Raw genomic sequence first — 13,371 nt, 5'->3', positions numbered from 1 at the left:
GGTCGAGTACGGAAGGCTAAAGTGCGAGATTTTAAAGGATTGGTGAATCTGGCTTGAGTGGGGGAAAAGATTGATTAGTCTTCGGCTCGTGAGAATGCGGATGGCAGTTTTAGGCAGTGGCAGTGGTGGCAACTCTACTATTTTGGAGTGCGGGAATGAACGCGTTTTGTTGGATGCAGGCTTGAGTGCTAAGCAATTGAGCCTACGTCTAGAAGCATTAGATATCGAGCCAGACAGCCTGACGGCAATACTATTAACGCACGAGCACAGTGATCATGCCAAGGGGGTGGATGTGCTCTTAAGGAAGCGTGCAATTCCCGTGTATGCCAATGCGATGACCAAGGAGGCGTTACAGTGGGGGCTGAAGAGTTCGATTCAGTGGAAAGTTTTTCATACTGGCCAGGATTTTCGTATTGGGGAAATGGAGGTGCATCCATTTCCGATCCCGCATGATGCAGCAGAGCCTGTGGGGTTCACGGTCACTGCCGGGGGTACAAAGTTCGGTTTAGTGACCGATGTGGGGTATGTGACTCAGGCGATGCGTATGCATTTGAGGGAGGCTCATGCGCTTTTTGTTGAATCAAACTACGATGAAGCCCTGTTAGAAGCTGATACGAAGCGTCCATGGGCGACGAAGCAGAGGATCGCATCTAGGCACGGCCATTTATCTAACACTCAGGCGGGTGAGTTGATCGCCGATGTGGGGTGTGAGCGACTCAAGAGCGTGGTGTTAGGGCACTTGAGTGGGGATTGTAACTGTCCCAAGGTGGCACGCGAAACGGTGCATGGGATGTTAGAGAATGGTGGATTATCCGAAGTGGAAGTTCAGTGCGCGAGCCAAGACAAGCCGACGGAGTGGGTAGAGTTTGGTCAGAGCAATCGAGGTGCAATCTTGGAGCGGCTCTCTGGGGAGTTACAGCAAGAAGAGTTATTTTAGAGTAGGGCTCAGTTGGTAGCTCACTGAGCTTTACGCAATTGAACCTTGGGTGGTTCTAGTCCATCTTCACTGATGGTGGCGGCGGGAAGAATGATGCGGTGGAATTGTTGGAGGTGGTCTTGAACCACTCTACCGCAGGTTTCTTGGTCACCGGTTGAAAAGAACATGCTATGACAGAGTGGGCATGAGAAGGCGAAGCCTTCGGAGTCTTTTTCGAGAGTGATATCGATGGGGCCGTATTGGACGTGTACTGACATGGGGTTATTTAATGGGGTTCTCTTGAGTATACGGTATTTTTACAGAATTGGTTACATCAAATTGTGCGTGTGGTGCGGAGGTAAAAAAAAGCCCCATGGAGGAAGTCTCCATGAGGCTAGGTAAGAAAGTAGTAAATTACTTAGAGAGGTAGGAAGAAACGCCTTCGTGATCAGCAGTCATTGCGTCGTCACCTTTTTGCCAGTCCATTGGGCAAACTTCACCGTGTTGTTCGAAGTGCTGGAGAGCATCGATGACGCGGATACACTCGTTAATGGAGCGGCCGAGTGGCATGTCGTTTACAACCTGGTGGCGAACGATACCTTCTTTGTCGATGAGGAAGAGGCCGCGGTAGGCAACGAGCTCACCTGCGATTTCGACGTTATCGTCTTCGTCGATGTATGCTTCGCCAGCGAGTACGTCGTAGTCTTCTGAGATTGTTTTGTTGATGTCAGCGACGAGTGGGTAGGAAACGCCTTGGATGCCGCCTTGTGCCTTAGGTGTGTTGAGCCATGCCCAGTGTGAGAACTCGGAATCAGTGGAGCAACCGACAACTTGGACGCCGCGTGCTTCAAATTGTGCGATTTCTTCTTGGAAGCGGTGGAGTTCAGTTGGGCAAACGAAAGTGAAATCTTTTGGGTAGAAGAAGAGAACAACGTATTTTTCTCCGACGAATTGCTCGAGTGAGAATTCTTCGATGATGTTCTGACCTTGAACTGCCTTTGCAGTGAATGCTGGTGCTTTTTTGCCTACGAGGACTGCCATAATATTATAGTTTCTAATTCGGATTAAATGAGAGAAAGAGGAGCGGCACTGCCTAGCCACTTTCGAACGCGCTTGGGTGTAAGCGAGCTTACAGGAAGTCGCAATAGGTTTTTGAGAGCGGGGGGATAAATACTACCTATTAGAGTCGCTAATGATGGCTGTGGGAACTGGTTTCGGGGAGCGAGGGCAAAGAAAAACACCTGACCAGAGCTGGTGCAGGTGTTTTGAAATTAGAGACAGGCGAGTGGGCTAGTGTTTATGGCTATGGCCGTTGGAGTGCTTATGGTCGTGGGAATGACCGTGGCCATGGCTGTGAGTTGAGCTGGATTTGTCCTTTTGTTTCCCAGAGTAGGCAGCATGGAAGGAATCGATGAGCTCGTGCAGCTTTTTCGCATTTTCCAGGTCAGTGGTTTGCTTGCACTTCATGGCGTAGACAGTGATCTGGTGAAGCATAGTGAGCTTTTTGGTGTAGGCTTCCTTATCGCTTTCATTGATTTTGATACGTTGGGCGAGGAAGTATTGAGCGACGACATTTTGAACATTTTGGGCGTGTTGTTCTTTATTGGTGACCCAGCGAGAGATTTGGTTGACGTTGGCTGCAGGATCCTTTGAGAGCTCCTTGATTTGCTGCATTGCTTTGGCAATGGTTTCTTGGTCTTTGTGGAGTGTGACAAAGACATTGTCGTCTGCGTAGATACCGCAAGGGATTTGGCAATGTGCGGATGCGAGGGGAGCGGAAGCGAGTACGAATGCGGTGCCAAGGGCAGTGAGTAGTGGTGTCTTCATGAGTATTGGTTCGTAAATTCGTAGGCATTATAGCCCAAATTATGGAGCCTAGCAGAATAAAATATGAAATCTGTGAATTTTGATGGATGAATGTTGATTAAGTAGGCTAGTTTTGGAGCATGCCATGGCTTTTAGCAGCAGGTGGAGCGATCCCACCTTTTTTTATATTATTGACCGTAGTTTTGTTAGCAGTGGTTGTTGTTTCACTGGTGCTTACCCGTATCAAGCAATCACTGTTAGTAGGGTACTTCTTGTGTGGGATTTTGATTAGTAACAGTGGGTTGCTAGATTGGGTCGGAGTTGAGCAAGTGGAAGTCATTGATGCCTTAGCAGAGATTGGGGTGGTATTGTTGTTATTTACTCTTGGGATTGAGTTTTCATTAAAGGAGATCAAGGCTTTGCAGAGGCCTGTGTTTGTGGGTGGGGGATCGCAGGTGGGGCTATGTATTTTACTAGGGATTGTTGGAGGGATGTGTCTGGGGCTCAATATCTCTCAGGCTGTTCTGTTAGGTTTTGCCTTATCACTATCATCGACTGCGGTAAGCATGAAGAGTTTTCAGGAATTAGGTTTACCTGAGAGTCCGCAGGCGAGGACGGCATTGGGGATGGCGATTTATCAGGATTTGGCGGCGATCGTATTCATGGTTTTGCTACCTCCATTATTGAGTGAGGATGGTGGGAGCGGAGCAGTTTTCACAGCGCTGATCCGGGGGGCATTATTTACGGGAGCGATCATCGTTCTTTCGAGGCACGGTTTTCCTCAAATGTTAGATGCCGTTGCACGCACGCGCAGCAGGGAGTTATTTACGATTACGGTGATTGGTTTATGTGCGGCGGTAGCCTTGGTGAGTGGCTTATTGGGTTTGAGTCCTGCTTTGGGGGCATTTGCCGCAGGGGTGGTGGTGAGTGAATCGATATACTCGCACCGTGTGTTATCGGATATTTTGCCATTCAAGGACTTATTTTTGACGGTCTTTTTTGTATCTGTTGGGCTTTTGATTGATTTGGATGTGATCGTGGAATACTGGCCGAATATTTTGTTAGCAACGGTATCGATCATCGTACTCAAGGGGGTGGTTGTTGCGTATGCTGCGAAGTGGTCAGGGTTGAGGAAAGGGAGTTGGTTGGTGACGACAGCGGCTTTGTGCAGCACAGGGGAGTTCTCCATTGTATTGTTAGCGCGGGCGAGTGAGTTCAATGCCTGGAGCTCGCAGTGGGAGCAGATTTTTTTAGCGAGCACGGCATTTTCGATGGGTTTGGTACCGACTTTGATGAAGGCGAGCCTTGGTTGGGCGGACAAGATCAGGAGGTCGAGCAAGGAATTTTGTGGCAGAAGCCATGAGGAATTAGGAATGGGGGGGCAGATTGAGGGTTTACAGGATCATGTGGTGATATGTGGTTATGGTCCAGTGGGTCAGAATCTGCACCGCAATCTTCTACGTGCCAACGTTGGAGTGGTGGTACTCGAGACGAATCCAGAGACAGTGAAGCGTTTACATGCAGAGGGGGTGGCTGCGCTATTTGCGGATGCCAGCGACAAGGAATCTCTAGAGCTAGCTCATATTGAGCGAGCCCGCGGGATTGCGTTCACCTTTCCTGATGAGCAAGCTGTATTGAAGTCGATGCACAGTGCGGTGGAGCTCAACCCTGAAGTGCGCATTTATGCGCGTGCAAAGTTTGCAGGTCAGGCTGAGCGTTTACAGCGAGCAGGTGTGCACTTTGTGTTGTATGATGAGGAGCAGAGTGGCAAGGCGATGATTACTGCAGTTATGATGTGTTACGAGGCTGATTTAGCCCCCGATTGGGAGGTGTAGCTGCGCACAAGATAGGGGTGTTGATGCGAGGGTTAGGATGAGAACTTGATGCTTGTTGGGTTGCTCGTGGGCTGAGCTTGGCATGTGAGGATGTAATTATTTTCGAGTTCCTTGGGTGTTAGGGCGGCGGTTACTTTTTGGGAGCACGAGCCCGATGTGAGCTGAGCTTTACAAGCGCCGCAGACCCCTGCTTTGCATTTATGCGGGAGTGTTATGTCTGCTGAGAGAGCGGCGTTTAGGATTGTTTCGTTTTCTGGAACTTGGACTGAAACATCTGAGGTGACTGGACGGTGGTTTCTTTGTGGTGCGCTTAGATAGGTTTTCAGGAATGGGTCTTCCAAGGTATTGCAGGACAATTTTCTGGTGCTCTAGAATTGGTGATTCGCCTTTTGCGGCGGGACCGACTTGGTAGTAGGGGCTTTTCAGTGCTTTCTGTTGTTGTTCGCAGGCATAGATATCTTCTGAGGTAAAGTCAGCTGAGGCGATTGGGTCGGTGTTCTTATCCCCTTTATATTTGGGGGAGATGTGTTTATTCCAGAATGCCGCTGATTTCCATTCTTGTTTGGTGAATTCCCAAGCGGATGCATTTTTGAGCCTCACACGGTTTTCTACTCTGGTTTTATCTGGCCCGAGCGGGGTGATGATGAAGGTGGCCCAGGAGGATTCACTTTCAGCTAGACCGATCCCGGGAAAGAGCATGGGAACATAGGCTGCGAGTTGCTCTTTAGGAAGGATGAGAGGAGTGGGGGTATTACTGTCGATGTCTTTGGCGTAATAATCTGCTAGAGGTTCCACAAAGCTGAAGTGTGGGCCGATGAATTGGTATTCAGCTTTTGCGTGGTCATACATCGAAAGGGTTCCGGAATGGAGGTGGGCGAGGTGATAGACATCAATATAGTTTTCGACGACGATTTTCCAGTTTGCCTGTATTTCGTAGCTGGTAGCGGCTTCGGGGTATTCGACAAGTGTGGTGAAATCGTGTGGGCCTAGGTGTGGTGTGATGTCGGCAAACCAATCATTGAGTGATGGAGCTTCTGGGTCCGGGTGCACGAAGAGCATTTTACGCCAGACGCCGACACTGGCAGGTTTGAGGTGCAGGCAGGATTTGTCGATAGTGTCAAATTCTCTGGCCTCGTCAGGTACGGTGCAGAGTTCACCATTTAAGTTGTATGTCCAATCATGGTATGGGCAGGTGATAAGTTTGTCGGTTATTCCTTCTGCTCTGAGGAGTTGGGTGCCTCTATGGCGACAACTATTATGGAAGGCTTTGAGGGAGCCATCAGCACTGACGATGATGAAGATGTTGTTGAGGCCTGCTTGTACCGTGAGGTATTCACCAGGTGCGGTGAGATCCTCGACAAAACCTGCATAACGCCAGGTTTTTGAGAAAATTTCAGCCTGCTCGTGGTCAAACCATTCTTGGCTTGTGTAGGCTTCGACTGGAAGGTGGTGGAGCATATTCGTAGACATAGGAAAGGTGGTTTAGGGCGCGATTGAGAGGTTTGGTATATCTAGCAGAATCATCCAGATGCTCAGTATGATCCATGTGAGGACAATGGTCCAGAAGAGGAAGGGGGATTCGTTTTGTCTGACGGTTTGGATAAGGTGGATTTCTTTTGTGTAGAAAGCTGGGATCGTCCACGAAATGAAGAGGATGCCCCAAAGGAAATTATACTCGAACCAAACTGATAGATAGATGAGGGCCAGAGCGATATAGACAGGCCAATGTTTCATTTACCTTCTCCTTTTGTTAGGACGTTGAGTTTCTTCGAGAGTGACTTAATGTAGTTACTTCTGTATACATCTAGGGAAGTCTCGGAAGCGCTGAGATGCTGTAGGATTTGTATGGCGTACTTGATCGATTCAGGGTGTTCTGAGTAGGAATAAAGTTCAGCTTTACCGATCCAAGCGTCAGTGTGGTTGGGAGAAATCTTGAGAGCGTTGTTATAGGCTGTGTCTGCGAGGTTGTAATAGCGAGTTTGGGCTTCAGGGGCATCTTGATCCCATGCTGCTAGTGAAAAGTATGTGGCAAGATTTGTGTAAGACTCAGCAGTGTTTGGGGACTTTGACTTTTGGAGTTGATTGAGTAGTTCGTAGAATTTTGGTGAGTCACAGAGCTTGGAGAAGTAGGCTTCACCTTCAGGGGTGTATGGGCTCAGGGTTTTGAAGGTTGAGTGAAGTTCTGCTGAGGTCGTTATTTGGTTTGGTGGGTGCGATGCAGTGAGGGCTAGCCCTGTGGTTACGAGTAGAGCACAGAAGAAGGATAGGGTTTGTTGAGGTGGTTTGTTGAATGTTTTCATTCTTGAAAATCTATAATGAAAGGTTTAAAGTTGTCAAATGTGAAAATCTATTGGAGGGTGGGGGTATGCCAAGGAAGAGTATGGTGGAGGAGCGGAGTCAGCAGATATTGGATGCGTTTGAGCGTTGCGTGGTGCGGTATGGCATTGAGGGGAGCACATTGGAGCGTGTGGCTGAGGAAGCGCAGTTAAAGCGTACGATTATTCGTCATTATATTGGGAACCGAGATGCATTGGTGGAGGCTGTCGCTGAGAGGTTAAGAGGTAGGTTAGATGGCCAGTTAGATACGATTGTGGCTTTTGAGGGAGGGGATCGGGAAGAGATTGTAGCGTTTCTTTACGACGGGGGGGCGAACTGTGGGTTTAGTGATGTGATACTGATTGAGCAATTTATTGCAGCGTCGGCACTGTATCCTGCGGCCAGTCAGAAGATTTTAGAATACGTGGAAGCTTACACCTCGGCAGTGGCTGATTTGTTGGGTCGTTATAGTGATGGGCATCCGAGGACTTGGGAGGTGGCGTATGGAGTGACTGCAATCTTATTTAACGAGGCATCGCTGCAGCCATTAGAGTTAGGCCAGAGGTATTCTGATGCTTCAGTGTATTGTGTGGATCAATTGATCGCAGGTTTGTCTGGAGCAAAATAGTGATGTGGCGGCAAAAAAAATCCCGCATCAGACAGTGCCTGAGCGGGATGAAAAGTGTGTTGAGTAGTTAGGTTAGCGTTTAGCCAAGCTTAGCGATGATCGCGTTGTATGTCGCGGATGGGCGCATGATGGCGGAAGTCTTCTCGTCGTCGAAGATGTAGTAACCGCCGAGGTCAGCTGCTGGGCCTTGTGCGGAGTTGAGTTCGTTGACGATAGTTGCTTCGTTATCAGCAAGCTCTTTTGCGATTGGTGCGAATGCTGCCTGAAGATCTGCGTCTTCCGTTTGTGCTGCGAGAGCTTCTGCCCAGTAAGTAGCGAGGTAGAAGTGGGAGCCACGGTTATCGAGTTCGCCAACCTTACGAGATGGTGACTTGTCGTTCTGAAGGAACTTCTCAGTTGCTTCATCGAGTGTCTTACCGAGTACTGCCGCTTTTGCGTTGTTGTTTGCAGTAGCGAGGTGCTCGTAGGAAACTGCTGTTGCGAGGAATTCACCGAGGGAATCCCAACGGAGGTGGTTTTCCTTTTCAACCTGCTGCACGTGCTTAGGAGCGGAACCACCTGCACCTGTCTCGAAGAGACCGCCGCCGTTCATGAGAGGAACGATGGAGAGCATTTTTGCGGATGTACCGAGCTCGAGGATTGGGAAGAGGTCAGTGAGGTAGTCACGGAGTACGTTACCTGTGACGGAGATGGTGTCTTCGCCAGCCTTGGTGCGAGCAAGTGTGAACTCAGTCGCTTCTGTTGGAGCCATGATGTGGATCTCGAGACCTTCTGTGTCGTGGTCGAGGAGGTACTGGCCAACCTTCTTGATGAGCTGTGCGTCGTGTGCACGTGTTTCGTCGAGCCAGAACACAGCTGGTGTGTTCGTCGCGCGAGCGCGTGTGACTGCAAGCTTCACCCAGTCTTTGATTGGTGCGTCCTTCGCCTGGCATGCACGCCAGATGTCGCCTTCTTCTACTGTGTGCTCAGTGAGAACGTTGCCCTCGGAGTCGAGAACTTTGACTAAACCGTCAGCTGGAATTTCGAATGTCTTGTCGTGGGAACCGTATTCCTCAGCCTTCTGAGCCATGAGACCTACGTTTGGCACTGTGCCCATGGTTGTTGGGTCGAATGCACCGTTCTCGCGGCAGAAGTCGATAGTTGCTGCGTAGACGCCTGCGTAGGAGCTATCTGGGATGACAGCCTTAGTGTCTTGCTGCTCTCCTGCTGCGTTCCACATTTGACCAGATGTACGGATCATTGCTGGCATGGATGCATCGATGATGATGTCGGAAGGAACGTGAAGGTTGGTGATGCCCTTGTCGGAATCCACCATAGCGACTGCTGGAGCGGATGCGTAGCATGCTTCGATATCTGCTTCGATCTCAGCCTTCTTGTCAGCTGGAAGTGATTCGAGCTTGGAAACGAGGTCGCCGAAGCCGTTCTTTGTGTTCACGCCGAGCTCAGCGATGGTTGCTGCGTGCTTGGTGAATACAGGCTTGTAGAATGCTTCTACGCCGTGGCCGAAGATGATTGGGTCGGAAACCTTCATCATGGTAGCCTTCATGTGAAGGGAGAAGAGGATGTCCTGCGCCTTTGCGTCAGCAACTTGCTCTTCGAGGAAGGCAACGAGTGCCTTCTTGCTCATGAATGTGGAGTCGAATACTTCGCCTTCCTGAAGTGGGATGGATGGCTTGAGAACTGTCTCTGTGCCGTCAGCAGCTGTGAAGACGATCTTTGCGTCAGTTGCTTTTTCGAGAGTGACGGATTGCTCGTTGGAGCGGAAGTCGTTTTCACCCATGGTTGCGACGTGGGACTTGGAGTCCTTTGACCATGCGCCCATGCGGTGTGGGTTTGCTTTCGCGTAGTTCTTCACTGCCTTTGGTGCGCGGCGGTCGGAGTTACCTTCACGAAGGACAGGGTTTACTGCGGAACCTTTGATTTTAGCGTAGCGCTCTTCTGCGTCTTCGTAGTTAGGGATGTCGTAACCCTTGGACTGAAGTTCTGCGATTGCAGCCTTCATCTGTGGCACGGATGCGGAGATGTTTGGAAGCTTGATGATGTTTGCTTCTGGAGTCTTAGCGAGTTCGCCGAGCTCAGCGAGTGCGTCACCGATCTTCTGATCTTCAGTGAGATTCTCTGGGAAATTAGCAATGATACGGCCAGCGAGTGAGATGTCGCGAGTCTCCACAGCAACACCTGCAGTCTTGGAGAATGCTTCGATCACTGGAAGCAGTGAGTATGTCGCGAGCGCTGGAGCCTCGTCTGTCTTTGTGTAAATGATAGTAGACATAAGAATTTATCAATTGATGGCGCGGGGTTTAGAGTATTCAGCTGCGATGGACAAGGGGGAATTCGTGCTGAATTTCGGATTATTTATGAGGAAATTTCATAATGTCTGAAATGGTTAGGAGTTTTTGCGATGGAGGATGAATGGGAAGATGGGAGGAGGGACTCAAAATTATCTATGAAAACTGAAGCATTACGCGTTAGATGGTGAGATGAGAACGATGTTGTCGGCAAAGTCGGTGATTGCATTGCTGTTGATTTTGATAGGAGCAGGAGGGCTGGTTCTGCATGCGCAGTGGCAGAAAGTGCGACCTGTCGATCGGCAGTCTGCGGTTGGGGATGTGTCAGAATTAGATCCAGAGATGCGAGCCGCGGTAAGCTTCTTGGATGACTTTGAACTAAAGAGGGCTCCGGGGCAGAGGGATTGGCTGGCGTCTCACCACGAGCCGGGGCAGAGCTACGGCCAGTATTTACGCTCAGGTGCGAATGTCCCGAAAAAGGGAAAGGACACTCTCTATATTTTACCGCTTGGAACGTTTGGGCTCGGTAGCTCACCGAAGCTTTCTCAGTTAGCGAGCTATACCGAGGCCTACTTCCATCCAATGAAGGTGCGTGTGCTGCCAGCGGTGGCGCTAAATGATGTGGAGGCCCAGACGCGTGAGAGGAGTTTTGGGACGCAGCTGCATAGTGAGGACACCCTCAAATGGTTAGAAGGGAAGTTACCGAGTGATGCGTATGCGATGTTGGCAGTGACGATGGTTGACTTGTACCCGAGGGAGTCTTGGAATTATGTCTTCGGGCAAGCTTCCTTGAAAGAGAGGGTGGGGGTTTTTAGCTTTGCGCGGTACAGTGGTGGAGTCGGGGGCGGTGGTGAGAAGGTGCCTAAGGAACTGGCGTTAGAGCGTTCTGTGAAAGTGTTAACGCATGAGTTTGGGCACATGTTTGGTGTGCTCCATTGTATTTACTACCAATGTAATATGAATGGATCCAATCACCTTGGGGAGGTAGATGTTAGTCCACTGCAAGCGTGTCCAGTGTGTTTACGTAAGTTCCATCATGCTTGTGGGTTTTCGGCAAAGACGCGGTACCGGAAGTTGCTGGAATTTTGCGAAGCTCAGGGATTAGAAGATGGGGCAAAGTTTTACAAATCGCGTTTAGAGAAGATGCCGTGAGGTGTAGAGGTGGGGAGGGAGCTTTTGGGGGTGCTGATGAGGTGAGGTGGGAAATTCTCTGAGATTTGTAATAGGCGAGGCAGCGAGGATTTGCTTATTGGTAGTCATGCAAACGATGAGTTCGCGAAAGTCGGTCATTCCCAAGTCGTGGAGTGTGTCACCTGTCATTCGGCAGCGGGTGGGCGCATCCGTAGGTCGTCAGAGGTTGATTGAAGAGGATGGAGAGATATTGGTGTTGCTGCACATGGTGCCGAAGGCTGAGGATAAAGGGGAGCGTGAGCCTGCATTATTTTGGCATGACGGGCAGGGCAATTGGAAGTCCTCGCCGAGTTCGGGAGGAAGGTCCGAGTTGAGAACCTTGGTAGAGTCCTATCAGTCGCGCATCAATGCCCTGGATGCAGCGATGGAGGAGGCTGATGACCCAGAGGTTATTCACAATGTGATAGATGAGGCGACACCAGTGGTTCGAGCAGGACGTCATGTTGCTCAAGTTGTTAGTGAACTGCGCAAGGCGCTGCGAGAGGATTTAGATATTTTGGCAACGCGTGATATGGCGGTGCAGATGGAGCGCAGTGGTGATTTGGTTTTGCAGGATGCGAAGTCGAGTTTGGACTTCATGGTTGCCAAGAACACAGTGGTGCAGGCGAAGGAGTCTCACAAGGCGGCAAAAGAGGCGCAAAAGCTGAACCGTCTGGCGGCTTTTTTCTTTCCCTTAATGACGATCGCAGCCGTGTTTGGAATGAACCCAGTGAGGGAGGTATTATCTCATGCGGGGATTTGGGCAGCCTTGGTGGTTGGGTTGGTGTTGGGGGCGATTGTACGGGGGGCGCTGAAGCGATCTGAGTGATGCTTATTTGTTTTGGTCTTTGAGTTTCTCCAGGAAACTCGAGATTTCGCTGGGTTCGGCACGTTTTCGGTAGTCGTGGTGGAGGAAGGCCCAGAGGATTTTCCCATCTTGTCCGATGATGTAGGTGGCTGCGAGTGGCAGGGTATCGGTGTCGGCATTTGCTCCATTAAATTTTTTGAGATCAAAGAATTGGGCGTAGCGTTTTTCGACATCGGGTGTGAGTTTGAAGAGCAACCCGTACTGGGAGGCGACTTGGTTATTTAAGTCGGAGAGGACCTCGAAGCTGAGCGCATTTTTTTCTTTAGTGCTGAGGCTTTTGTCTGGGAGTTCGGGAGTGAGGGCGAGTAGTGATGCTCCTGTGGCGGTGATGGCAGGCAGTTCTTTTTGGAGGGCGGCAAGGGTGATGTTGCAATAGGGGCACCAGCCACCTCGGTACCAAGTGAGGACGACGGGGCCGTCTTTGAGTTGTTCACTCAGGGTGATTTTTTTGCCTGTGGCGTTGGTGAGTGTGAAGTCAGGGGCTTGGTCACCTACTTGTTTGGCTTTGACTGTGACACCTGATTGTTTGACTGCTTCGATGCCTTGGCGGAATTCTGCCTTAATTTCAGGGGTGATTTTGGGAGAACTTTGGGCTGCACGTTTTTCGAGTTGAGCGCTGAGGGAATCGGCTTGGGAGGAGGTGCAGAGGGCGAGGGCCGTGAGAGGTATTAATGGAAATTTCATAGTTCACTGAAGGGATGGAAAGCCTCAGTGTAGACTATGTTTGGGTAAAAGCAAATGAGCCAAAATGGCGGGGGGGATTTAGAAGCTGAGCAATGCGAGGTATTCGACATTACCGTCAGTACCAGTGATGGGAGAGGTGGTGTGATCGAGCCATTGGTGGCCGAGTTCCTGAGTGACAAAGGTGTGGATTTTATCGACTGCCTTCTGGTGGAGTGCTGGATCGCGCACGATGCCACCTTTACTAATTTCATCACGCTCCAGCTCAAATTGTGGTTTTACCAGGCAGATGATATGACCGTCAGGCTTGAGCACGCTGAAGAGAGGAGGGAGGATTTTTGTCAGAGAGATAAAGGAAACGTCTGTGACGCAGAGGTCGACTTGTTCGCCAATGTCGTCAGGGACCATATGGCGGGCATTGAATTTTTCTTTCACGATGACGCGTTCGTCGCTGCGGATTTTCCAGACGAGTTGGTTGGTGCCGACATCGATTGCGTGGACTTTGACGGCGCCTGATTGGAGTAGGCAATCGGTGAAGCCACCCGTTGAGGCACCACAGTCGAGGCACACCATCCCCGACGGGTCAAAATTGAAATGATCGAGGGCGCCTTCGAGTTTGAGGCCTCCTCGCGAGACGTATTTGGGTTTTTCTTTGATGCTGAGTGGGGCATCGACATCGATTTTTGTGGAGGGTTTAGCAACGACAGTCGTACCAGTGAGGACCTCACCTGCTAGAATTAGGCGTTTGGCTTGTTCTCTGGAGTCGCAGAGTTTGCGGGAAACGAGAAGGGCGTCGGCTCGGTCTTTCATTGTGATAAGTGTGAAGGCTACTGTTGTCAGTGAGATGAAGACTGCAGAATGGC

The 13,371-nt window shown here is 50.2% G+C and carries 15 protein-coding genes; 5 read left to right on the top strand and 10 right to left on the bottom strand.

Features of this window, described 5'->3' with window-relative positions; genetic code table 11:
* The first annotated feature begins 94 nt into the window (after positions 1 to 94).
* Positions 95 to 937, top strand: coding sequence for an MBL fold metallo-hydrolase (locus ACFSW8_RS07875; RefSeq protein WP_377089364.1), 843 nt, complete (start codon positions 95 to 97; stop codon positions 935 to 937).
* Positions 938 to 957: 20 nt separating this feature from the next.
* Here ACFSW8_RS07875 and ACFSW8_RS07870 read toward each other — a convergent pair whose 3' ends face one another.
* The 3 genes from ACFSW8_RS07870 to ACFSW8_RS07860 form a co-directional block, all read right to left on the bottom strand.
* On the bottom strand, positions 958 to 1,194 hold the full coding sequence (locus ACFSW8_RS07870; protein ID WP_377089365.1) for a hypothetical protein: 237 nt from the start codon (positions 1,192 to 1,194) through the stop codon (positions 958 to 960).
* A 136-nt stretch (positions 1,195 to 1,330) separates the two neighbouring features.
* Entirely contained in the window at positions 1,331 to 1,957 is a 627-nt protein-coding gene (locus ACFSW8_RS07865) for a peroxiredoxin (protein WP_377091478.1), read from the bottom strand.
* Positions 1,958 to 2,206: 249 nt separating this feature from the next.
* A complete protein-coding gene (locus ACFSW8_RS07860) occupies positions 2,207 to 2,743 on the bottom strand; it encodes a superoxide dismutase [Ni] (protein ID WP_377085821.1) in 537 nt (178 codons plus the stop codon).
* Between the two features lie 119 nt (positions 2,744 to 2,862).
* On the opposite strand from ACFSW8_RS07860, the gene ACFSW8_RS07855 reads away from it, so the two are divergent.
* Positions 2,863 to 4,557: a cation:proton antiporter gene (locus tag ACFSW8_RS07855; RefSeq protein ID WP_377089366.1), complete on the top strand. Its 1,695-nt coding sequence runs from the start codon at positions 2,863 to 2,865 to the stop codon at positions 4,555 to 4,557.
* Between the two features lie 32 nt (positions 4,558 to 4,589).
* On the opposite strand, the gene ACFSW8_RS07850 is transcribed toward ACFSW8_RS07855, so the two are convergent.
* The 4 genes from ACFSW8_RS07850 to ACFSW8_RS07835 are packed head-to-tail and all read right to left on the bottom strand — an operon-like array spanning position 4,590 to position 6,857.
* Entirely contained in the window at positions 4,590 to 4,799 is a 210-nt protein-coding gene (locus ACFSW8_RS07850) for a 2Fe-2S iron-sulfur cluster-binding protein (protein ID WP_377085844.1), read from the bottom strand.
* Entirely contained in the window at positions 4,756 to 6,027 is a 1,272-nt protein-coding gene (locus ACFSW8_RS07845) for an aromatic ring-hydroxylating oxygenase subunit alpha (protein ID WP_377089367.1), read from the bottom strand. Before ACFSW8_RS07845 ends, ACFSW8_RS07850 begins: the two co-directional genes overlap by 44 nt.
* 12 nt (positions 6,028 to 6,039) lie before the next feature.
* Complete coding sequence (locus tag ACFSW8_RS07840) at positions 6,040 to 6,291, bottom strand: hypothetical protein (protein WP_377085811.1); 252 nt, start codon at positions 6,289 to 6,291, stop codon at positions 6,040 to 6,042.
* Positions 6,288 to 6,857 carry a tetratricopeptide repeat protein gene (locus tag ACFSW8_RS07835; protein ID WP_377089368.1) on the bottom strand — a complete coding sequence of 190 codons (570 nt, stop codon included), beginning with the start codon at positions 6,855 to 6,857 and terminating at the stop codon, positions 6,288 to 6,290. Before ACFSW8_RS07835 ends, ACFSW8_RS07840 begins: the two co-directional genes overlap by 4 nt.
* A 65-nt stretch (positions 6,858 to 6,922) precedes the next feature.
* Between ACFSW8_RS07835 and ACFSW8_RS07830 the strand changes: the two genes are divergently transcribed.
* The gene (locus ACFSW8_RS07830; protein WP_377089369.1) at positions 6,923 to 7,501 is read left to right on the top strand and encodes a TetR/AcrR family transcriptional regulator; all 579 of its coding nucleotides are present in this window, start codon (positions 6,923 to 6,925) and stop codon (positions 7,499 to 7,501) included.
* Positions 7,502 to 7,580: 79 nt separating this feature from the next.
* On the opposite strand, the gene ACFSW8_RS07825 is transcribed toward ACFSW8_RS07830, so the two are convergent.
* Positions 7,581 to 9,773: an NADP-dependent isocitrate dehydrogenase gene (locus ACFSW8_RS07825; RefSeq protein WP_377089370.1), complete on the bottom strand. Its 2,193-nt coding sequence runs from the start codon at positions 9,771 to 9,773 to the stop codon at positions 7,581 to 7,583.
* 208 nt (positions 9,774 to 9,981) lie between these two features.
* On the opposite strand from ACFSW8_RS07825, the gene ACFSW8_RS07820 reads away from it, so the two are divergent.
* Positions 9,982 to 10,941, top strand: a complete 960-nt coding sequence (locus ACFSW8_RS07820) for an archaemetzincin (protein ID WP_377177897.1) — start codon at positions 9,982 to 9,984, stop codon at positions 10,939 to 10,941.
* A gap of 106 nt (positions 10,942 to 11,047) precedes the next feature.
* Positions 11,048 to 11,788, top strand: a complete 741-nt coding sequence (locus tag ACFSW8_RS07815) for a magnesium transporter CorA family protein (RefSeq protein WP_377177895.1) — start codon at positions 11,048 to 11,050, stop codon at positions 11,786 to 11,788.
* A 3-nt stretch (positions 11,789 to 11,791) separates the two neighbouring features.
* On the opposite strand, the gene ACFSW8_RS07810 is transcribed toward ACFSW8_RS07815, so the two are convergent.
* On the bottom strand, positions 11,792 to 12,511 hold the full coding sequence (locus tag ACFSW8_RS07810; RefSeq protein ID WP_377089375.1) for a peroxiredoxin-like family protein: 720 nt from the start codon (positions 12,509 to 12,511) through the stop codon (positions 11,792 to 11,794).
* A gap of 78 nt (positions 12,512 to 12,589) precedes the next feature.
* Positions 12,590 to 13,318 (bottom strand): TlyA family RNA methyltransferase, encoded by a 729-nt coding sequence (locus ACFSW8_RS07805; protein WP_377089376.1) that lies wholly within the window; start codon positions 13,316 to 13,318, stop codon positions 12,590 to 12,592.
* Positions 13,319 to 13,371 lie beyond the last annotated feature (53 nt).

Origin of the sequence: Rubritalea tangerina, from assembly GCF_042683245.1 — a bacterium.
Classification (GTDB): domain Bacteria; phylum Verrucomicrobiota; class Verrucomicrobiia; order Verrucomicrobiales; family Akkermansiaceae; genus Rubritalea; species Rubritalea tangerina.
The sequence above is the reverse complement of the archived record's forward strand: the minus strand, read 5'-3'. Positions and strand labels throughout refer to the sequence as shown.

What these genes read in the sequence shown, in the direction of transcription:
- ACFSW8_RS07875 (WP_377089364.1), top strand. Translation starts at nt 95, where the DNA reads ATGCGGATGGCAGTTTTAGGCAGTGGCAGTGGTGGCAACTCTACTATT.
- ACFSW8_RS07870 (WP_377089365.1), bottom strand. Translation starts at nt 1,194, where the DNA reads ATGTCAGTACACGTCCAATACGGCCCCATCGATATCACTCTCGAAAAA.
- ACFSW8_RS07865 (WP_377091478.1), bottom strand. Translation starts at nt 1,957, where the DNA reads ATGGCAGTCCTCGTAGGCAAAAAAGCACCAGCATTCACTGCAAAGGCA.
- ACFSW8_RS07860 (WP_377085821.1), bottom strand. Translation starts at nt 2,743, where the DNA reads ATGAAGACACCACTACTCACTGCCCTTGGCACCGCATTCGTACTCGCT.
- ACFSW8_RS07855 (WP_377089366.1), top strand. Translation starts at nt 2,863, where the DNA reads ATGCCATGGCTTTTAGCAGCAGGTGGAGCGATCCCACCTTTTTTTATA.
- ACFSW8_RS07845 (WP_377089367.1), bottom strand. Translation starts at nt 6,027, where the DNA reads ATGTCTACGAATATGCTCCACCACCTTCCAGTCGAAGCCTACACAAGC.
- ACFSW8_RS07840 (WP_377085811.1), bottom strand. Translation starts at nt 6,291, where the DNA reads ATGAAACATTGGCCTGTCTATATCGCTCTGGCCCTCATCTATCTATCA.
- ACFSW8_RS07835 (WP_377089368.1), bottom strand. Translation starts at nt 6,857, where the DNA reads ATGAAAACATTCAACAAACCACCTCAACAAACCCTATCCTTCTTCTGT.
- ACFSW8_RS07830 (WP_377089369.1), top strand. Translation starts at nt 6,923, where the DNA reads ATGCCAAGGAAGAGTATGGTGGAGGAGCGGAGTCAGCAGATATTGGAT.
- ACFSW8_RS07825 (WP_377089370.1), bottom strand. Translation starts at nt 9,773, where the DNA reads ATGTCTACTATCATTTACACAAAGACAGACGAGGCTCCAGCGCTCGCG.
- ACFSW8_RS07820 (WP_377177897.1), top strand. Translation starts at nt 9,982, where the DNA reads ATGAGAACGATGTTGTCGGCAAAGTCGGTGATTGCATTGCTGTTGATT.
- ACFSW8_RS07815 (WP_377177895.1), top strand. Translation starts at nt 11,048, where the DNA reads ATGCAAACGATGAGTTCGCGAAAGTCGGTCATTCCCAAGTCGTGGAGT.
- ACFSW8_RS07810 (WP_377089375.1), bottom strand. Translation starts at nt 12,511, where the DNA reads ATGAAATTTCCATTAATACCTCTCACGGCCCTCGCCCTCTGCACCTCC.
- ACFSW8_RS07805 (WP_377089376.1), bottom strand. Translation starts at nt 13,318, where the DNA reads ATGAAAGACCGAGCCGACGCCCTTCTCGTTTCCCGCAAACTCTGCGAC.